This window comes from Paenarthrobacter sp. TE3676 (genome assembly GCF_056279165.1).
The window spans coordinates 67,086-86,012 of sequence record NZ_JBWBQU010000007.1 but is presented as its reverse complement, the minus strand read 5'-3'; the positions used below and the strand labels follow the sequence as shown (position 1 = coordinate 86,012).

Genomic DNA, 18,927 nt, shown 5'->3' with positions numbered 1-18,927 from the left:
TCCGGGCCGGCGGTCTGGTTTCAACGGCAGCCTGGTTCAGTGGGTCAGTGCTGGTCCGCCGGGGTGTGGACGACGCAGATGGTACCGGCGGGAACGTGCGCGGTTCCGCTGACCTTCTCACCGGAGAGCAGGTTGAGCCCGGTAGCGGGGTATTCGGCGTCGGCGTCCGTGTGGTTGATGAGGAAGGTGAACGTGCCTTCCTCGGCGCCGCGTGAAGCTACCTCCAGCCCGGCGACCGGTTGAACTCCAAGCTCAATTCCTGCAGCCCCCACTGCGTCCAGTACAACGTCGGCGAGGTGGCCGCCGTCGAGCTTTGTGGAAACGTACCAAGCGGTGCCGTTGCCGAACTCGTTCCGGGTGATGGCCGGGCCGGAGGCCGCGGGACCGGACGTGTAGCGGCTCAACACGCTGGCAGTGACGGGATGGATTTCCTCGGACCACACTGTGCCGGTGGCGCCGTTGCCCAGTGTGATGATCTCGTCCTCGCGCAAGGGCAGGAATTCGTGGATCTCCAAGCCGAGAACGTCGCGGAGGCCGCCCGGGGAGGCACCTGCGGGAACGGTGTCGTTGACGTCCACGATGCCGGAGAAATAGGACACCATCAGATGCCCGCCGGCGTGGACATAGCGGCTGATGTTCGCCGCTGCCTTGTCGCCCACCAGATAGAGGGCCGGGGCGAGAACCAGGTCGTACCCGGAGAGGTCGGCCTCGGGGTGGGCGAAGTCCACGCTGATGCCGTGGTTCCAGAGGACGGAGTAGAAGGACTCGATCCGTTCGCGATGGTCAAGGTCGCTGCTGGGCCGCCATTCCAGATCCTGCGCCCAGAACGACTCCACATCCCAGAGGATGGCCACCCGCGACTGTACGGTTGAGCCCTTCACCGGGGCGAGCTTCCTGAGGTCGTCACCCAAGTCCAGGACCTCCCGCCAGATGCGCGTGCCGGTGCCGGCGTGGGGGAGCATTGCGGAGTGAAACTTTTCCGCGCCGTAGCGGGAGGCCCGGAACTGGAAGAACATGATGGCATCGGCCCCGCGTGCCAGGTGTGACAGGCTGTTGCGGGCCAGCTCGCCGGGTCGCTTGGCGATGTTCCGGCCCTGCCAGTTCACGGCGCCCGTGGAGTGTTCCATCAGCATCCAAGGGCGGTTGCCTGCCAAGGACCGCGTGAGGTCGGCGTCCATGGAGAGCAGAACGTGGTTGTCGGTGCGCTGGGCAACCAGATAGTGGTCGTTGGCCACGATGTCCACCTCCTTGGCCCATGCCCAGTAGTCAGCAGAAAGGCAGTTTGTTGCCATGAAATTAGTGGTCACCGGAAGGTGGGGCGTGTACTTCTTGATGACGTCGCGTTCGGCAATGAAACACTGCAGCATGGCGTCCGAGGTGAACCGCCGGAAGTCGAGCCGCTGGGCTTGGTTGCTGACGCTGGCCGAAAGCCTGGGTGCGTCGATCTCGTCCCATTCGCCGTACTTCTGGCCCCAGAAGAGGGTGCCCCAGGCCTGGTTAAGGGCGTCCAGGGTGCCATAGCGTGATCGAAGCCAGTCGCGGAACGCCACCACGGAATTCCGGTCGTAGGACTCACTGACCGGAGCGCCGTATTCATTGTGGACATGCCAAAGAACCAGCGCGGGGTGGGTGCCGTAGCGGCGTGCGAGCTGCTCCGTGATGTTGGTGGCGGCCCGTCGGTATTCCGGCGAGCTGGGGCTGACCATACCACGCGATCCGTTGCCCAGAGTGACGCCCTCGCGGGTCACGGGACACGCTTGGGGGTACTTCTTCCAGAACCAGGCAGGTGGTGCCGCGGTAGGTGTTCCGAGGTCCACACTGATGCCGGCATCGGCGAGCAGGTCCATCAAGGCATCAAGCCATTCGAAGTCGTATTCACCTTCGCGCGGTTCGAGCAACACCCAGGAGAAGATGCCGATGCTGACCAGGTTGATCCCGGCCTCCTTCATCAGCGCGATGTCTTCCACCCAGACCTCGCGGGGCCATTGCTCGGGGTTGTAGTCCCCGCCATAGCAAAGGCCGGCCGGTCGCTGTACCCAAGGCGCGGGTGCGCGTTGGGTGGCGGGGGCCTGCAGGACGTCTGTCATCGAATGATCTCCTTAGAACTGTGTGCGCTCCCAGTATTATCACAGCAATAGTTACGCTGCCTAGGTCAAATTGAGTGTTGACATGGATCACGCGGCTGTGACTAACTGGAACCGCTCACAGTCATACCGACTTCCGCTCGGATGAGCGATGAATCCCAGACAGCACCATTCAGCTTTTCGACAAGGAGGACGAAATGCGAAAGTCATTTCGTGCAGGCGCCGTAGCCATGCTCGCCGCGGCCACAATGCTCGCCGCAGGTTGTTCAGGAGGATCCACGGCAGGCAGCCAAAGCGCGGCCACCAGTGATCCCAACCAAAAAGTGGAACTGACCTACTGGGCTTGGGCCCCCAACCTGGAGAAGGTGGTGGAACTCTGGAACGAGAAAAATCCCACCATCCACGTCACCGTCAACAAGCAGGACGGTGGAGACCCGGCCGTGACAAAGCTGCTCACCGCAGTCAAAGCCGGCAGCGGCGCCCCGGACCTGATCCAAGCCGAGTACCAGAAGATCCCAACACTCGTTGCAGCCGATGCGCTCGCCGACCTCTCCGGCACCGTGGCCAACGAAACCAAGAGCCACTTTCCCGATGGCGTCTGGAACGATGTGACGCTGGGCGGCGACGCACTGTACTCCGTTCCCCAGGACACCGGCCCCATGGTCTTCTACTACCGTGCCGACATCTTCGAGAAACTGGGCATCGCTGTTCCGAAAACCTGGGAAGAGTATGCGGCCGCAGCAAAGACTGTTCACGCAGCAGACCCCGAGGCCTACCTCGGAACGTTCTCCTCCAACGATGCCGGATGGTTTACAGGCATGGCCCAGCAGGCCGGAGCTTCCTGGTGGGGCGTTGATGGCGACGCCTGGAATGTGAAGATCGCAGAAGAGCCAACGGACAAGGTGGCTGGATTCTGGGGCGGCCTCGTAGAAGAGGGCGTCATCGACAACAAGCCCATGTACACCCCGGAGTGGAACACTGCACTGAACACCGGTAAGCAGGTTGGCTGGCTCAGCGCAGCTTGGGGCCCGGGCGTTCTCGAGGGTAACGCCGGAGCCACAGCCGGCATGTGGAAAGTGGCACCCATGCCGCAGTGGGATGCTTCCAAGCCCTCCACCGGCAACTGGGGCGGATCTTCCACTGCAGTGACGTCTCAGTCCAAGAACCTCGACGCCGCAGCCAAGTTCGCCACATGGCTGAACACCGACCCTGAAGCAGTCAAGGCCCTGGTCAAGGAAGCAGGCATCTACCCCGCAGACACCGCAGGTGCGGAATCGTCCCTGACTGAGGCTCCTGCCTTCTTCTCAAACCAGCCCGATTTCTACAAGGTTGTTGGTGAGGCTGCGCAGAACGTGGGCTCCTTCACCTACGGCCCCAACGTCAACGTGGCTTACAACGCCTACAACGATCAGTTCGCGAAGGCCGCGCAGTCCAAGCAGAAGAGTGCCTTCCTGGACGCAGTCAGCAACATGCAGCAGGTCACCGTAGATGACCTGAAGAAGACCGGTTTCACGGTCAAGTAGCCGATCCAACTAAGTGCTTCAGCTGCGGGAGGCTGGTACCCCATCCTCCCGCAGCGTTTCCCACCCAGAGTCTTACCTTCGACCCACCACAAGGAAGTGCACCCCGTGGCAATGACCGTAACCAGGCCCTGTCCGGCGGCCGGAAGAACAGCCGATGCCCCGAGGCGGGCCAAGAACTTCAAATCCCGGGTGCTCATTCCCTATGTGATGCTTGCGCCCGGCATCATCCTTTTCCTCGTCTTCATGGCAGCGCCCATCATCTATACGTTGGTGCTCAGCTTCCAGAAGAAGAAGGTCAGCGGACTGGGCCTCGGCAAAGGCTCAGAGAGCACTGCGTTCGCCGGTTTGGATAACTACGTCAGCGCGCTGACGGACCCGGAATTCCTGGGTAGCGTCCTGCGTGTCCTGACCTACGGACTCATTCTCATCCCGCTGATGCTCGGCTTCGCCCTGTTGTTTGCACTCCTGCTGGATTCCCGGCGTACCCGGGCCGGTGCTTTCTCCCGCACTGCCATCTTCCTGCCGTACGCGGTGCCGGCAGTGATCAGCTCGCTCCTGTGGGGTTTCCTGTACCTGCCCGGCGTTAGCCCGTTCCACTTCCTGGCCCGGCAGTTCGGCATGGAACTGCCCTCGCTCCTGGATCCCAACCTGGTGACGTTCGCCATCTGCAACATCGCGCTGTGGGGTGGGGTGGGCTTCAACATGATCGTCATGTACACCTCGCTGAAAGCCGTTCCCAGTGAAATCTACGAGGCCGCCAAGCTGGATGGCTGCTCCGAGATCCAAACGGCCATCAGGATCAAGATCCCCATCATCGCCCCGTCGCTGGTGATGACCGCCCTCTTCTCCATGATCGCCACGCTGCAGGTCTTCGCCGAACCCACCACCCTGCGCCCCTTGGCCAACAGCCTTTCCACCAGCTGGTCCCCGCTCATGCTGGTGTACCGCGACGCTTTCACACGCAACGACGTCTACTCCGCGGCCGCCACCAGCATCGTGATTGCCTTGGCAACCTTCATCATCTCGTTCCTGTTCCTGCGCATCGTGCAGAAGCGGGCCTTCGGACAGGAGAACTGACCGTGACTGCCCTCGCCACGCCCCCGAAAAACCGCCGTGAAAACCCCAAGGCAACCAAGACCGGCCGGGCAAGCAAAGCCGAGTACGTCAAGGAGAAGCCCAGCTACCTCTCCACCGGAATCCTGATCCTCGGTGCGCTCTATTGCCTCTTCCCAGTGATCTGGGTTGTGGCTGCCGCGAGCAAGGACGGCACTGAGCTGTTTTCCACCTTTACCTTGGCTCCCAGCACGCATCTCTGGGACAACATCGTGGAGCTCACGGAATATCGCGATGGCCTGTTCTGGCGTTGGATGCTTAACACTGCCCTGTACGCGGGGGTCGGAGCCATTGTGTCCACCTGGGTATCCGCCCTCTCCGGCTATGTTCTGGCGAAGTTTGATTTTCCGGGCAAGTCCGGTGTCTTCAAGGTCCTGCTGATGGGCGTCCTGGTTCCCGGCGTTATTCTCGCCATCCCGCAGTACTTGATGCTCGCCCAGGCTGGTCTCACCAACACCTACTGGTCAGTCCTGTTGCCCCAGATCATCAGCCCCTATGGCATTTACCTGGCCCGCATTTACGCTGCTGCGTCCGTTCCTGGCGACGTTATTGAGGCTGCCCGCACCGAGGGCGCCAAGGAGATGTACATCTTCAACCGCATCGCCGCTCCCATGATGCTGCCGGGCCTGGTGACCATCTTCCTCTTCCAGTTCGTGGCCATCTGGAATAACTTCATGCTCCCGTACATCATGCTCGGCGACGACCAGCTGTTCCCCATTACCGTGGGCCTCAACGGTCTGCTCAACCAGGGTGCCTCAGCGCCGGCACTTTACACATTGGTCCTCGCGGGCGCGCTGCTCTCCATCGTTCCGTTGGTCATCATGTTCCTCCTGCTGCAGCGCTACTGGCGGGTCGATCTGGCTGCCGGCGCCGTGAAGGCATAGTCCTAGGTAGGCTTTGGTCATGACTCAACCCACCCCCCGGCCAAGGCCCAAAATCGACGATGTTGCCGCGGAAGCCGGCGTATCGCGAGGTACGGTCTCGCGGGTTCTCAATGGGGGCCACTGGGTTAGCCCGTCCGCGCTGGCCGCTGTTAACGCGGCCATCAAGAAGACCGGCTATCGCGTCAACCCGCACGCAAGGAACCTGGCCACCAACCGGGCCAACTCTGTGGCGTTCCTGCTCACGGAGACGCAGGAAAGGTTGTTCGAGGACCCCAACTTTGCTGTCCTCATGCGCGGGGCAGCGGATGCCCTGGCCGTGCACGACATCCCATTGGTCTTGATCATGGCCGGGACCGATGATGAACAACGGCGTGCCACGGACTTCCTCACTGCGGGCCATGTTGACGGTGTCCTTCTTATCTCCTCCCATGGGAGTCGGAAGGGCATCATCGCGGACATTATTGCTGCGGGCGTCCCTGCCATTGCGTGTGGTGTCCCCTTGGGCTTCGAAAAGAAGATGGGCTACGTTGCGGCCGACGATTACGAGGGCGCGCGTGACGTTTTGCGGTACATGCGCGACGGCGGACGGCAGCGGATTGCCCACATCGCCGGCCCTGCGGACACCTCGGGCGGCACGCGCCGACTCGAAGCGTACCGGGACGATCAGGGCGCGGACATCGATGAGGAACTCATTGCCCACGGCGATTACAGCCGCGACAGCGGGGCCAAAGCAATGCGCGAACTCCTCAACCGAAGCAGGAACATCGACGCCGTATTCGCCGCGAACGACCTCATGGCGCTCGGTGCCATGGACGTGTTGCGGGAGGCAGGCCTGGCAACGCCAGGTGACGTCGCCGTCGTCGGCTTCGACGACATCAAGGTCTCCCAGGAGGCGACGCCGCCGCTCACCACGGTCCGGCAGCCGTTCGATCGAATCAGCGAGGAGATGGTACGCCTGCTTTTGGACGTCATCAGCGGCAAGCGCCCGGCGGCCGTCACCATCCCCACCGAGTTGGTCATCCGCGAATCGGCCTGACCGGCGCAGCGCGAGGGCACCAGTCCCAGCGCATAGGCTTGGATCATGCTGAACCTGGTCCTTGGACTTCTCTTTGCGGGGCTCTTCCTGGCCTCGTTCCAGTCCGACCGGCGTCGGCTCCGAAACGGCGTGTTCCTGCTGGTGGCGGCATGGTTCCTCCTGCAGGCCCTTCTGGAGTTCTTGGTAGACCTGAACCCGTGGTTCGAATGGTTGAACCTGGTGGTCTTGGTAGTCCCGGTAGTGAGCATTTTCGTGTTCGCCGGTTTCCTGATAGCCAACGGCATCACGATGGTCCGCAGGGAAGGCCCCGGCATCACCAGCTTCTTGCCGATCGTGGTGGGACTCGCAGTGTTCCTCGCCCCGGTAGTCGCCTTCCTTTTTGTGCTGAGCGGGCAGCCGGTGTTGGCCGGAATTGCTGCTTTGGCCTTCTTCCTCTGCTCGTACCTCGGCTGCGCATTCGTGGTGTTCCTGGGATACGCGGTGGTGTATTCGCGGATGCATTTCAGCCCGAACCCGGCGGCCGTCATCGTCCTCGGCTCCGGCCTGATCAACGGCAAGGTCCCGCCGTTGCTCGCCGCCCGCTTGAACAAGGCCCTGGAAATTTACGACGGCGACACCCCGGCCAAGCCTGTCCTGGTACCTTCCGGGGGCCAAGGCCCGGATGAACCCCGGCCGGAGTCCACAGCGATGAAGGAGTACCTGGTGGCCAAAGGCGCGGCTGCCACGGACGTGTTGGAGGAGAACCAGGCCACCACCACCCGCGAGAACCTTGCGTACTCGGTTGCCCTGTTGGCAGATAGGGGCATTCATGGGCCCTTGCTTGTGTGCACCAACAACTACCACGTACTGCGTGCGGCGCTCCTGTCCCGGCGCCAGAGGATCAACGCCGAGGTTGTGGGCGCTCCCACGGCCAGATACTTCGTGCCCAGTGCCTTCCTCCGGGAGTTCGTGGCCGTGATGAGGGACAACCGCCTCACCAACATCATTCTTTGCCTGCCGATGTTCGGGATTGCCCTGCTCATCACGGTTGCACTGATGAACTCTCCGGTGGTGTAACTCTTCCTAGGACTTGGGTAGCCCGGTGGTGAACGCGTGGCTCCACTCGGTGACGGAGCCAGCGGTGAAGACGTATCCCGGCTTGGGTTCCGCTGTGACGGTCACCGTGCCGGCAGGTTTCCTGTAGCTCCCGGCCGCGACTACCTTCCCGTCAACCAGGTACGACACACCCGCGACGGAGGGGATGGTGTAGTCATCCTGCCCATGACCGGGTCGGTCGGTAAAGGTGACGGCCGCCGGCGTCGCCGTTTCGTAGCTCAGGCCGAAGCCCAGCGGCAACAGGACGCCGTCGCCGTCGGCTTCGGGAATGTTGACCGGCACTTTGCCGCTCGGGTTGATGGCGCCCGAAATGGCGCGGACGGCGCCGTGAAAGTTAACCTCCTTGACCCCGTAACTGTTGAGCACGGCGTCGGCACCGGGGAAGACACTGATGTCGTAGGGATTTCGCGTGGCCACAACGATGACCGGCGTCCCCGTGGCTGCGAGTTCCGCTACCATCTGTTGCTGCGCAGCGTTGCTGGTCGCGTTGTAAGAAGCGAAGACGACGGCGTCGACGTTGCCGGCGGCGGCTACGGCACGCGCGCGGTAGGCCGCGGACGGTGAGGCCCCATCCTCGTAGTCTTCCGTCACCGCGAATCCCTGATCCTTAAGCATTGGACCGACGAGCTCCGGCCATGCTGAACCGGCGCCCACCATGAGGACCGAGCTGCCCGAAGCGAGCGGCAAAACCTGGCCTTCGTTGCGGAGCAGCGTGACGGCACGCTCGGAGATCAGCTTGGCCGTGGCCAGGTTCTCTGCGCTGCCCACGAGGGTGTCCACAGCGGCGGGGTCGGCCAAGGGTTGCTCGAAGACCCCGCGCTTGACCTTCCATTCAAGGATCCTTCGGACTGACTCGTCCAGGCGGGCCTCGGTGATCTCGCCGGACCCGACGGCGGCGCGAACCCCAGCGAACGACGCATCCACATCCGGGGAGTTGAGGAGGATGTCGGAGCCGGCCTGGATCGCCTTCACTGCGATCTCTTCCTGAGGCCATTCGGCAGCCATTGCCGCCATATCCAGGGCATCGGTTGTCACCAAACCCTTGAAGCCCATTTCATCCCGAAGCAAGCCCGTGAGTACCTTGTGGGACAGGGTGCCTGGCATCTCCGGGTCAATTGCCTCCACAATGATGTGTGCCGTCATGACCATGTCCACGCCGCCATCGATTGCGGCTTTGAATGGCTTCAGATGCTGGTTGAGGGTCTCGCGATCGTAGGTAACGGTGGGCAGGCCGTAGTGGGAATCCACTGAGGTGTCGCCGTGGCCGGGGAAGTGCTTGGCGGCCGCACCTACGTTGTGCGCCTGAATGCCCGCTATCTGGGCGACCCCGAGTGCACTGACCAGTGCAGGGTCCTCACCCATGGAACGGATGCCAATGACGGGGTTGTCCGGGTTGGAGTTGAGATCCAGGACCGGTGCGAAGTCTACGTTGATACCCATGGCACGCATTTCGGAGCCCAGGATTTCACCTTGCGCCTTGGCAAGATTCGCGTCAGCGGTGGCGCCGAGGGCCATATTGCCCGGGAGAACCGTGGCGGGTGGCCCGATGCGGGCAACCAAACCACCTTCCTGGTCGATGGTGACCGCCAGCGGGATGCCGTTTCCGTCCTTCCGCATTGCCGTTTGCTGCAGGCCGTTGGAGAGGCCGGCAACCTGCTGGGGGTTGGCGGTGTTTCCGGACCATGCGAAGTAGAGGACGCCTCCGAGGTTGTACTTTTCCACCACCTCCGCGGGTGTGTTGACGCCGTACCGCTCTTGATTTTTTGCTGCCATGGAGGTGTCGTCCGCTGATGATCCGTAGACGTGCGTCCAGGTCATCTGGCCGATCTTTTCGTCCAGCGTCATGCCGGCGATCATCGCCTCGATGTCAGGCGAGGCGGAGACCGTCGTCGTGTTTTCCGTGGTGGGTACGGCCGCACGTGCAGTGCCCGTGCCAGCCAACACCCCTGCGCCCGTCATTAACAGCGCGGTGGCCGCCGCCGTCATGAGTGAAGTTCGTTGTCTTTGCATGTGAATCCCAATCCCATCGTCCTTGTTGCGGTTGAGGTTTGTGTGTCTGTAGGACTAGCGCTTGCCGTTGTAGAGGAGGTACGCGCGGGTGTCGCGCACGAATTGGTCCAGTTCGGACCGCCAGCTGTCCATGATCGTCTTGGCGCCAGCACCGGCGTCGAGCTGTTCAGCAAAGCGGGCCGAGCCGCTGAGCAGGCCCATCCACCGTCCGCCGTCGCCACGCCAACCGAAACCGGGATACAGGCGCTTGGCTTCGACTAGCATGTGGGTGCCCACTTCCAGGGCTTCAACGCGGGCGGCGTCGGTGATGTGAACTTGGACGCCACCACAAATGAGGCCCTGGTTCTTGGAAAGTGTCGGCTGGAAGTACGCCTCGCGGAAGGTGACACCCGCAAGGCCCTTGCTGTTCAGGGCCTCCGCCCACCGATAGTCCACGTAGGGTGCGCCGATGAGTTCGAACGGCCGGGTGGTTCCGCGACCTTCTGACATGTTGGTGGCCTCGAACAAGGCCGTGCCGGGGTACAGGGTGGCGGTTTCGGGTGTTGGCATGTTGGGGCTCGGCAGGATCCACGCTGCCCGGTTGTCCGGTCCCGTCATGTCGCGGCGCCATCCCTGGACCTCCACCACCTGAAGGTCCTGGATGGACTTGAGGCCGGCGGCCGGAAGGTGAACTGCGTTGAAGTATTTGGCGAGCTCGCCCACCGTCATCCCATGCTGGAGCGCAATGCCCAGTTGGCCGACGCCGGATTCGAACCCCTTCTGCAGGACCGGTCCGCGTGCCTGGCCGCCGATGGGGTTCGGGCGATCCAGGACAACAAACGTGGCACCGGTCCTGGATGCCGCCTGCATGGCTCCCCACATGGTCCAGATGTAGGTGTAGAAGCGTGCGCCGACATCCTGAATGTCGAAGCAGATGGTGTCCACCCCGGAGGCTTCGAAGAAGCCCACATAGTCGGCGACGGTGGCCCCGTAGGAGTCGTAGACCGTGATGCCGGTCCGAGGGTCCACGGATGTTCCTTCGCTGGCGCCATCCTGGGCGGTCCCCCTGAAGCCGTGCTCGGGTCCGAAGACCGCTCCGACCTCCACACCTTTGGCCGCCATGTCATCCACAATTGAGCGGAAGTTCGCCAAGACGCCGGTGGGGTTGGTAATAACTCCCACTTTGCGGCCGGCGAAGATGCTCCAGCCGTTGGCGGCGGCTATATCGGCGCCGCTGACTGGAGATGACGGCTTCCCCGGCCGGGTCTGGTTCGTGCTGGCGGTTGCGCTGGGGGCAAAGGGCGCGACGACGGCGGCAGCGGCCGCCAGCCCCGAAGCATGGAGCAGTTTTCTACGGTCGAGAGCCATGAAGAAGCCTTTCGAAGGAGAGCGAGGAGCATGACAAGTTTTGTGACTTTCCTTACGCCGACCGTATTCGCTTGCCGGTAGGGCGTCAATGACTTACCTTTCCGACGATGTCTGTGTAACTTAATGACAAAGCTCGGGTGAAACCCTGGACTGGACCGCGGATCCGGTTTGACCCTTCGGAAGGAAACCATGCTGGAAGCGTCGGCAAACGCACAGTTGTCCCGCACTGTTTTGGTGCGGATTCGCTCTGTCCTGCCAGCGCTACGTCCATCGGAGCGTGCCGTGGCTGAGTTGGTCCTGTCGGACCCGTCGCGGGCTGCCACCATGTCCATCGGCGATTTGGCTGAGGAGTGCGGGACGTCCACCACCTCGGTGGTCCGGTTCTACAAAAAGGTGGGCTACGGCGGCTACTCGGATCTCCGCCTGGATCTTGCGCGTGAAACTGCCCGTGAGAGTGTGGCCCATGGCGTTCCGGCCGAGGTCTACGAGGACATCAACACTGCCGACTCGCTGCAAGACATCGTCTCTAAAATCGCATTCAACGAGACCATGTCCATCGCCGATACTGCCCAAGTGCTGGATGTCGAACAGCTGGCTCGAGCCATTGACGTGGTGGCCAGCTCCCGGAAGATCGACATCTTCGGCGTGGGAGCGGGAGGATTGGTGGGTCAGGACCTGCAGCAAAAGCTGCATAGGATTGGCCTGGTCTCCTTCGTCTGGCCAGAAGTGCATGCCGCCCTCACCTCAGCGGTACTGCTCGACGCCGAATGTGTCGCCGTTGCCATCTCGCACTCAGGCGCGACCGACGACACTGTCGATTACCTGAAAGCGGGCAAAGCGGCCGGAGCCGTTACCATCGCCATCACCAACCATGCAGACTCACCCCTGGGGCTGGCAGCGGACATTGTATTGACCACGGCAGCACGGGAGACCCCATTCCGCCCTGGGGCCATGGGTAGCCGGATAGCGCAGATGATGCTCGTTGACTGCCTGTTCGTGGGCGTCGCCCAGCAGTCATATGAGGCTTCCATTGATGCGCTGCGCAAAACGCATGCAGTTGTCCAAAGCCGGAAGTTGCGCCGGGGCAACTGACAAACGCAGCTGCCTGTCCGGGACAGCGTGAACTACTGGACAGGTTCCGCCTGCTTGATCTCTCCTTTCACTTCACTTGGCTTCAGCATGGAGTCTGAATTGATCGCAAGCACCCCCGAAAGCAGGGCTGCCAGGAGGATGGAGCCAAAGGCCATGAATGACGAGACGCCCATAAGAAACGTGGCAACTGCAAGGCTGAGGGGACTGGATACAGTTTCAAGAAACTGGACTGCCGTCATGGTCTTGCCCAGGTCAGACGAGGGAATCTGTTGATGGATGAGGGATGTACGTCCCACCGTCCATGCAATGCCGCCCGTACAGACGACGAAAAGGGCACTAGCCACGGCAATCCACGACGGGATGAAGAAGAGCAACGCCCCCGCTGCCATAAGCCATGAGGAGCGTTGCATCAGCACGTTTGGGCGCCAATCGGAGAACAATCCTGACAGAATCGAACCGCAGAAGAGACCCGCAGCTGCCGCTGCGCCCACGATTCCTACTTCCGTGGTGGAACCCTTGAGGCCAACGGAGGTCTGGAAGATCGCCAGAGTGGACAATGGGGCTGACAGGAAGCCGACGAGGACAACTGTCCCGGCAAAACGCCACCAACCATGGATTTGGGTAAGTCTCCGGTACCCGGCAGACAGTTCCTTGAAGAAACCTGGCCGGTCCGGCAGGCTGCTGGGGCGCTCCGGCCACGGCAGGAAATTCATGATCAAGGCAATGACCGTAAACGACACTGCGTCAACGGCCAGCAACCACCACGGACCCCAGACGGCGCTCAAGGCTCCACCAATTGCCGGCCCCACGATGGAAGCTGAGGTCCACGCGGTGGAAACTGCGGCGTTGAATTTCGCCGTGCCGTCACCGTACATCTTCGGGATGGCCACGAAGGTGGCTGTCCGGGCGAACATGTCGAGGCTGCCGCGTAGGAAGGCGCCTAGTACGAGGACCCAAAAGGGAGTGTGCCAAGGGCCTATCAGCAGCGCCATTGCAGCAACAACCAGTGCTTGACCCCAATAGCCGATGTGGGTCATGGCGCGGGGGGACATACGATCTGCGAGTCCTCCGATGAGCACTCCGGGGAAAGCCTTCGGAAGTTGTGATGCCACGGCAACGATGGACATCTGGGCAAGGCTGCCGCTTGTCTGCAGAACTATGAGCGGCAGGGCGATGTTGTAGGCACCGCCACCCAACGAATTCACCCACATGCCCGTGAGGTGCAAACGTCGCTGCCATGGCTTTGCTAATGACACGTCATTTACCTCGGGATGATTGGAGAATGGTGACAAGGTCGGGCTGCTTTTCCACTGAAGTGAGAAGCCATTGCATTACGGGAGCCTGCCAAAAGCTGATATTCCACGTGCGGGCAATGACCATGTGAAAGATGGTGGTGCAGCAGGGAACTGCAATCCGCCACTTGCCGGGAAGAATGAGCGCAAGGGGGAGTGCGACTAATTCAAGAAAGGGAATTGTGCGGGTCAGGGCACGAACCGGCACTCTGTATCGCTCTTGGGCAAACGGGTGAGTATCCGAAGCCAACAGGTGCGAGTGATAAATATGGTTGGCATCGCCGCGCCTGACCCAAGCGTCATAGCCGTGGAGAAGTTTGGACAAACCGGCCTGCGTGTAGGGCAGGTATAGCGCAACACGTGAGACCGAAAGCGGCAGGTTCGGGGACTGGCCACTGCCCGGCTTGGACATCTGACTGATGACGAGTACCGCTTCAATGAATGTGTCATACGGCCAGCGGCCCGGTAGGGAGCGGGCATCCAAAGCCCGTGTTCCCAAAAACAATCCCAGCGCGGCCCGCCGAATCCAAGAAGAGGGCTTTGCCCCGGGGTCTCCACAAACCTCGCTGGCCGCCGCGGCGGCCATCAGCAGTCCGGCTGCCGCGCGTCGGCTCTTCCAGGCGATCCCGTCATCAGGCCTGCGATCGGCCGCTGACTCCTGTGCAGAAACTGCAGCTCGATAGTCCCGGGCTGTAGCCGGGCCGGGGCGGAGCGTCAGCGCCAGGGCGGCAACAGCCCACACTGCCGCATTGCGTACCCGACGGAGTTGGACTGGTTTACTGCGAAGTTGTCGGAACATAGCTGTACACAATTTCCTTTTCCTCAGGCATTCCCCGAACAGTAGTTGCCACCAGGATGTCCATCCTCAAGGGAGGGGCGGGCAGGTGAGCGGGGGCGCGAACCTCGTCAAACGGTCGCCATGCGTTGCTGCGAAGCCTCCGGACGATTCTCTGGCAGAGGACGTTCTTCGGGTGCTCATCCTCACCCATGAAGATGCTGGCGAACACTGCTCCGGCCCGGAAGAACTGGGTTGGAAGGCAGTTCGCCGGGCCGCAGGCAACCGTAGTTCCATCAGGCATGTGGAATTCAACTGCGAATCTTGAGACGCGGTCCCTGAACTTGGCATTGAACATATTGTTTGACGCGATGGGCCAGAAATTTCTGTTGGCCACCGTTGCGGCCATCGAGCCAACTACGTAGGCTCCCGTCAAAGCAACGAGCACCGTGCCCTTGTTGCAGTCAGGCGCACGCAGCACAGTGGCCATTCCTGGCGAAATCCTCGAACTCCGACGCCAACTCCACGGAGTCAAACACCAATCGCCTGCCGTCAAGGTTGGTGGATCCGGTCAGCAGGTAGCGGAACACTTCCATGGCTGCAATGGATGCCACGATGGAGTTGAGGGGTCCAAAGCTTGGAGCCTGGTACGAGCTATTGAGGTTTGTGGTGGAGAGCGATGCCTTTGATTTGGTCCTGCCGTCGTTATCTGTCGCTGCACATTGCAGGCAAGGGGTGACGCCTGGCCGTACTACCGGGCCTACCACTCCACGCGTGTCTTGATACCCGGCGCAAGTGAAAGGCGTGCCGGTGGCGATGGACGCCTGGTTAGACCACTCGAGCACTTCCTGGGGCGTGTCGGCCGAGACCACAACGAAGTCTGAGTCCTGAAAAACAGGCAGGAGATCTTCCACTCCGGAGATCATGGAGGCGACTTCCATCGTGTTGATGTCGGGGGCCCTGAGGTGAAGGTTCCGTGCAGCGGCTTGGATTTTGGGGGTACCAATATCTTGCGCCGTGAAGAGGTACTGCCGGGTCAGGTTGCTTTCTTCTACAGTGTCCCCGTCGACCAGGACAATGGAACCCACGCCGGCTGTTGCGAGCTGCATGGCTACGTTCGTCCCGATCCCGCCCACACCGATCAGCGTGACCTTTCGGCTGCGCAGCAGATCGCTGGCTCCGGGCCCGGTGCTGTGCGCAAGTTCAAAGTACAGGTCATGACGGCTGTACCGGCCGGAGAGGTCGAACCTGTACGGCACCAGAATCTCGGCGTCGATGAGTTCCTCGACGATCTCTCCGGAGCCTTCACCCAGCAGGAGTTCGGCCTTGCCTCCCAGATCGTCGAGTGTCCGTGGCTGTGAAGCGAAGCTGAGTAGTTCAGCCAGCCCGTCTGGAGCGTCCTCGATTTCGATTGCGTTGGGCGGTGCCAATCCGATCTGCACGGCCGTTTCCGTGGTGATGACCGGTAGCGACTGCTTGAGGGAGTAGGTTACGGCTGCCAATTCTTGCCTCCAATGATGAGTGGGGACCACGCGGTGCGTGGCCCCCACTATTTATTCTTGGTTTAGTTGAACACGAAGTTCAGCTTGGAACGGCGCTTGGCCAGTCGCTTGAGCTTAAGCACTTGAATCACTCCTTTGTGTTTATAAACTTGTTGGACGGAATGAATCTACGACACATGTCATGGATATGACAAGTTTGTCGATAACTTTTCTGCGTGTCGCTTTATCGGGTCCCCGTCAAGGCGTGTGCGGTATAGAGTCGAGGGCATGTTTGAACTCGTACCACCGAACGCCGCCTTCCACAGGTCCTTCCTCGAGTCCCACCGTGAGTGGGCCGGCGTCCATCAGGATGGCGCCGCCGTCTTCATGGCGGAAGACGTCACCAGCCCCGAGGGCTTCGCTGATTGGGTTGGCAAGTTGCTGGACGCTGAAAGCGCGACGGAGAAGGACGGCATTGTTCCGTGCACCTACCTCTGGATCACGGAAGGTCCACGCTACGTGGGGGCGATTGCGTTCCGGCACCATCTGACCCAGGCTCTCCTGAACTCGGGCGGGCACATCGGCTACGGGATTCGACCCTCGGATCGCAGGAGGGGGGCGGCAACCTGGGCGCTGAGTGAACTGCTGGCCCGCTTGGCTGCTGCGCAGGGGGAGCCGGGTGGGGTTCTGCCCGATCGCGTTCTACTGACCTGTGATGACGACAATTCGGCGTCAATCAGGACTATCGAGCGCTGCGATGGGCGGCTCGAAGATGTGCGCACGGGTGAAGACGGGCGGCTTTTCCGCCGGTACTGGATTGACTTGGGAAAACCTGCCGCAGACTAGATTTGTCACCCGGGGGTTGACGCCGCAGCCATGGGCGGCACACTATGGACGACATGAGCAGTCAACCCCGGGGTGACATCCTCGCGTCCAGCCCCTGGGATTCACGGTGGCAGCAGGTCCTTACCCACCGTCCTGTGGACGACGGAACCAGGGAAACCGCAGCCGCAAGGTTCGCTGAACGCGGCATCACCCCGGAACAGCTCAAGGCTGTCCTCGCCGATGGTGGGGATGCCCTTTATGCGGCTGCCGCCGGGGGCCAGCCAGGCTGGGCAGATCCATTCGGCGGCCCCCTCGCCGTTGCACTCCTCTCAGCCGAGGTGAGCATCTTCGCTGCGCATTTGAACTCGAGGGCGTCCGGAGTCAGGTCGGCAGCTGTTGCCGAACTGCTGGACGAATACAGTGCGGTGACCGTAGCTGCTGAGCTCGGTGTGGCGCGCCAGAAGGTATACGAAATCGCCAGAGCGGGTCTGCGCCCGCCCTACATCGAGCAGGTCCCTTGGAGGACGTCATGAATCCCATCGAAGAAAAGGTCCAACTACCGGACCCGGAAACCCAGTTCCTGGTCCATCCTGTTGACCTCCCCGGAGCCCGCAAGGAATTCCTGACAGGCTGGTGGTTGGGAATCATTGCCACCCCTCAGGTTTACACGGCGCTTTTGGCTTTCTTTTGGGCTGTCAGCAACAACTACGTGACGCCCGTGCTGGTCCCGCTGGCCCTGGTGCTTGTTGCCGGATGGATCAGCTCCAAGCTCACCCGAGGCGCATGGGACTACATTCCACGGAAGCGCCACGACAAGGAGCGGAGGATTCCGGTCTTGCTCATTGGTGGGGCGCTCATCAAGTCCTCGGCGCTCTTGGTGGGCTTGATTGTCTTTATGGTGTGGAGCACCAGCCAGGACTTCGTCCCCGGCTTCAGCGCCTACCCGCTGGGAATGGGAGCAGCCATCGTGGTGATCATGCTTGGGGAGTTGGTGGCTAAGCTGCTCCGACGCAGGACTTTGGACCTGGTTCCAGAGGCACTGAGCATCGTTGTGGTGGTCGTGGCTGTGTGGATGGGCTTTGCGCTTCTCCCCGCAGGACGCGAACTTGCTCCCGTTTACCTGCTTCCTGGCGTTGCGATCCTTGTGGGTGTCTGGTTGACCTGGCTGCTTTTCACGCAGATAGAGGCCCGCCGAAACCACGGCTGACCGCTGAATTGCCCGTTCACGTTCCGGTCACCAAGCACTGCTAAGCTGCCGCGCACTACCCGGCAGACCAGGAGGACCGTATGACGGAGGCAACCCTACCCACCGCGCAAGCCACATCTTTGGACGATTGGTGGGTCAGGGACAACCTGCGTGAAACCATCGACCACCTGGTGGAGCTCGGCTACACCATCAGCGGAGGGCAGGGCGAAGACCCGGACCTCATCGATCCCGGTGGATCAGCGGTGGAAACGTGGAACGAAGATTATCCGTACGAACAGCGGATGACCCGCGACGAGTACGAGATCGAGAAGTACCGCCTGCAGATCGAGCTGTTGAAGTTCCAGTACTGGGGGCAGGACCTCGGACTGAAGCACGTCATTGTCTTCGAGGGACGCGACGCCGCCGGCAAGGGTGGCACCATCAAGCGTTTTACCGAGCATCTGGATCCCCGCTCTGCCCGGACGGTAGCGCTCGCCAAGCCCTCTGACCGTGAGCAAGGCCAGTGGTATTTCCAGCGCTACATTCAGCACCTTCCCACTGCGGGTGAAATCGTCATGTTCGACCGCTCCTGGTACAACCGCGCCAATGTGGAACGCGTCATGGGGTTCTGCACGGACGACGAATACGACACCTTCATGGGCCAGGCGCCGGTCTTCGAGAAGATGCTGGTTGACGCCGGCATCCACGTCACCAAGTTCTGGTTCTCCGTGACCCGGCAGGAGCAGCGCACCCGCTTCGCCATCCGTCAGATCGACCCCGTCCGCCGTTGGAAGCTCTCGCCCATGGACCTGGCGTCGCTGGATCGCTGGGACGAATACACGGACGCGAAAGAACGAACATTCCTGCATACGGACTCCGACCACGCACCGTGGATCACCATCAAGTCCAACGACAAGAAGCGCGCCCGGATCAATGCCATGCGCTACTTCCTCAACCAGTTCGACTATGAGGACAAGGACACCTCAGTGGTTTACGACGCCGATCCGCTCATCCTCCGCCGCGGCCGCGACGCCGTCGGCGACTAACCCTCCGCGAGTTGGCATTTAATGCCGATGTTTCCCAAAAACTTCGGCATTAAATGCCAACTCGCGGGAATGTTAGGGGTTATGAGGGTGCGGACGGAACAGGAGCCTCGACGTCGGCACCCACCGTAAGTGCCGACG

The 18,927-nt window shown here is 61.6% G+C and carries 17 protein-coding genes; 10 read left to right on the top strand and 7 right to left on the bottom strand.

All coding sequences use genetic code 11. The annotated features are described in order from the left end of the window. Positions 1–44: 44 nt before the first annotated feature. On the bottom strand, positions 45–2,087 hold the full coding sequence (locus ACZ881_RS16860; RefSeq protein ID WP_476117181.1) for a beta-galactosidase: 2,043 nt from the start codon (positions 2,085–2,087) through the stop codon (positions 45–47). A 194-nt stretch (positions 2,088–2,281) separates the two neighbouring features. Between ACZ881_RS16860 and ACZ881_RS16855 the strand changes: the two genes are divergently transcribed. The 5 genes from ACZ881_RS16855 (at position 2,282) to ACZ881_RS16835 (ending at position 7,696) form a co-directional block, all read left to right on the top strand. Beyond that, positions 2,282–3,607: an ABC transporter substrate-binding protein gene (locus ACZ881_RS16855; RefSeq protein WP_454812390.1), complete on the top strand. Its 1,326-nt coding sequence runs from the start codon at positions 2,282–2,284 to the stop codon at positions 3,605–3,607. A gap of 111 nt (positions 3,608–3,718) precedes the next feature. Next, positions 3,719–4,684 carry a carbohydrate ABC transporter permease gene (locus ACZ881_RS16850; protein WP_476117482.1) on the top strand — a complete coding sequence of 322 codons (966 nt, stop codon included), beginning with the start codon at positions 3,719–3,721 and terminating at the stop codon, positions 4,682–4,684. Between the two features lie 2 nt (positions 4,685–4,686). Next, positions 4,687–5,604 carry a carbohydrate ABC transporter permease gene (locus ACZ881_RS16845; protein ID WP_179017974.1) on the top strand — a complete coding sequence of 306 codons (918 nt, stop codon included), beginning with the start codon at positions 4,687–4,689 and terminating at the stop codon, positions 5,602–5,604. 19 nt (positions 5,605–5,623) lie between these two features. After that, entirely contained in the window at positions 5,624–6,640 is a 1,017-nt protein-coding gene (locus ACZ881_RS16840) for a LacI family DNA-binding transcriptional regulator (RefSeq protein WP_476117178.1), read from the top strand. 45 nt (positions 6,641–6,685) lie between these two features. After that, positions 6,686–7,696 (top strand): YdcF family protein, encoded by a 1,011-nt coding sequence (locus tag ACZ881_RS16835; protein WP_476117176.1) that lies wholly within the window; start codon positions 6,686–6,688, stop codon positions 7,694–7,696. Between the two features lie 6 nt (positions 7,697–7,702). On the opposite strand, the gene ACZ881_RS16830 is transcribed toward ACZ881_RS16835, so the two are convergent. Together ACZ881_RS16830 and ACZ881_RS16825 are read right to left on the bottom strand one after the other, a co-directional pair. Then, on the bottom strand, positions 7,703–9,745 hold the full coding sequence (locus ACZ881_RS16830; protein ID WP_476117174.1) for a glycoside hydrolase family 3 protein: 2,043 nt from the start codon (positions 9,743–9,745) through the stop codon (positions 7,703–7,705). A 54-nt stretch (positions 9,746–9,799) separates the two neighbouring features. Continuing rightward, positions 9,800–11,092, bottom strand: a complete 1,293-nt coding sequence (locus ACZ881_RS16825; protein WP_476117173.1) for an exo-beta-N-acetylmuramidase NamZ family protein — start codon at positions 11,090–11,092, stop codon at positions 9,800–9,802. 189 nt (positions 11,093–11,281) lie between these two features. Here ACZ881_RS16825 and ACZ881_RS16820 point away from each other — a divergent pair, with 189 nt between their 5' ends. After that, positions 11,282–12,184 (top strand): MurR/RpiR family transcriptional regulator, encoded by a 903-nt coding sequence (locus ACZ881_RS16820; RefSeq protein ID WP_476117171.1) that lies wholly within the window; start codon positions 11,282–11,284, stop codon positions 12,182–12,184. A gap of 32 nt (positions 12,185–12,216) precedes the next feature. Here ACZ881_RS16820 and ACZ881_RS16815 read toward each other — a convergent pair whose 3' ends face one another. From ACZ881_RS16815 to ACZ881_RS16800, 4 genes are all read right to left on the bottom strand, one after another. Continuing rightward, entirely contained in the window at positions 12,217–13,440 is a 1,224-nt protein-coding gene (locus tag ACZ881_RS16815) for an MFS transporter (protein ID WP_476117170.1), read from the bottom strand. Position 13,441: 1 nt separating this feature from the next. Further along, complete coding sequence (locus ACZ881_RS16810; protein ID WP_476117168.1) at positions 13,442–14,062, bottom strand: hypothetical protein; 621 nt, start codon at positions 14,060–14,062, stop codon at positions 13,442–13,444. Between the two features lie 190 nt (positions 14,063–14,252). Continuing rightward, positions 14,253–14,741 carry a hypothetical protein gene (locus tag ACZ881_RS16805; protein WP_476117167.1) on the bottom strand — a complete coding sequence of 163 codons (489 nt, stop codon included), beginning with the start codon at positions 14,739–14,741 and terminating at the stop codon, positions 14,253–14,255. Further along, complete coding sequence (locus tag ACZ881_RS16800) at positions 14,716–15,753, bottom strand: TOMM precursor leader peptide-binding protein (RefSeq protein ID WP_476117165.1); 1,038 nt, start codon at positions 15,751–15,753, stop codon at positions 14,716–14,718. Before ACZ881_RS16800 ends, ACZ881_RS16805 begins: the two co-directional genes overlap by 26 nt. A 267-nt stretch (positions 15,754–16,020) precedes the next feature. Between ACZ881_RS16800 and ACZ881_RS16795 the strand changes: the two genes are divergently transcribed. From ACZ881_RS16795 to ppk2, 4 genes are all read left to right on the top strand, one after another. Next, positions 16,021–16,578 carry a GNAT family N-acetyltransferase gene (locus ACZ881_RS16795; RefSeq protein WP_476117163.1) on the top strand — a complete coding sequence of 186 codons (558 nt, stop codon included), beginning with the start codon at positions 16,021–16,023 and terminating at the stop codon, positions 16,576–16,578. Between the two features lie 53 nt (positions 16,579–16,631). After that, complete coding sequence (locus tag ACZ881_RS16790) at positions 16,632–17,090, top strand: hypothetical protein (protein WP_476117161.1); 459 nt, start codon at positions 16,632–16,634, stop codon at positions 17,088–17,090. Then, entirely contained in the window at positions 17,087–17,764 is a 678-nt protein-coding gene (locus tag ACZ881_RS16785) for a hypothetical protein (RefSeq protein ID WP_476117159.1), read from the top strand. The genes ACZ881_RS16790 and ACZ881_RS16785 overlap by 4 nt, the downstream gene beginning before the upstream one ends. Positions 17,765–17,844: 80 nt before the next feature. Continuing rightward, entirely contained in the window at positions 17,845–18,789 is a 945-nt protein-coding gene (gene ppk2 / locus ACZ881_RS16780) for a polyphosphate kinase 2 (RefSeq protein ID WP_476117157.1), read from the top strand. Positions 18,790–18,927 lie beyond the last annotated feature (138 nt).

Excerpts from the sequence above, each read along its gene's own strand:
- ACZ881_RS16860 (WP_476117181.1), bottom strand. The coding sequence starts at position 2,087 with ATGACAGACGTCCTGCAGGCCCCCGCCACCCAACGCGCACCCGCGCCT.
- ACZ881_RS16855 (WP_454812390.1), top strand. The coding sequence starts at position 2,282 with ATGCGAAAGTCATTTCGTGCAGGCGCCGTAGCCATGCTCGCCGCGGCC.
- ACZ881_RS16850 (WP_476117482.1), top strand. The coding sequence starts at position 3,719 with ATGACCGTAACCAGGCCCTGTCCGGCGGCCGGAAGAACAGCCGATGCC.
- ACZ881_RS16840 (WP_476117178.1), top strand. The coding sequence starts at position 5,624 with ATGACTCAACCCACCCCCCGGCCAAGGCCCAAAATCGACGATGTTGCC.
- ACZ881_RS16835 (WP_476117176.1), top strand. The coding sequence starts at position 6,686 with ATGCTGAACCTGGTCCTTGGACTTCTCTTTGCGGGGCTCTTCCTGGCC.
- ACZ881_RS16830 (WP_476117174.1), bottom strand. The coding sequence starts at position 9,745 with ATGCAAAGACAACGAACTTCACTCATGACGGCGGCGGCCACCGCGCTG.
- ACZ881_RS16825 (WP_476117173.1), bottom strand. The coding sequence starts at position 11,092 with ATGGCTCTCGACCGTAGAAAACTGCTCCATGCTTCGGGGCTGGCGGCC.
- ACZ881_RS16820 (WP_476117171.1), top strand. The coding sequence starts at position 11,282 with ATGCTGGAAGCGTCGGCAAACGCACAGTTGTCCCGCACTGTTTTGGTG.
- ACZ881_RS16810 (WP_476117168.1), bottom strand. The coding sequence starts at position 14,062 with ATGGCCGCCGCGGCGGCCAGCGAGGTTTGTGGAGACCCCGGGGCAAAG.
- ACZ881_RS16805 (WP_476117167.1), bottom strand. The coding sequence starts at position 14,741 with ATGGCCACTGTGCTGCGTGCGCCTGACTGCAACAAGGGCACGGTGCTC.
- ACZ881_RS16795 (WP_476117163.1), top strand. The coding sequence starts at position 16,021 with ATGTTTGAACTCGTACCACCGAACGCCGCCTTCCACAGGTCCTTCCTC.
- ACZ881_RS16790 (WP_476117161.1), top strand. The coding sequence starts at position 16,632 with ATGAGCAGTCAACCCCGGGGTGACATCCTCGCGTCCAGCCCCTGGGAT.
- ACZ881_RS16785 (WP_476117159.1), top strand. The coding sequence starts at position 17,087 with ATGAATCCCATCGAAGAAAAGGTCCAACTACCGGACCCGGAAACCCAG.
- ppk2 (WP_476117157.1), top strand. The coding sequence starts at position 17,845 with ATGACGGAGGCAACCCTACCCACCGCGCAAGCCACATCTTTGGACGAT.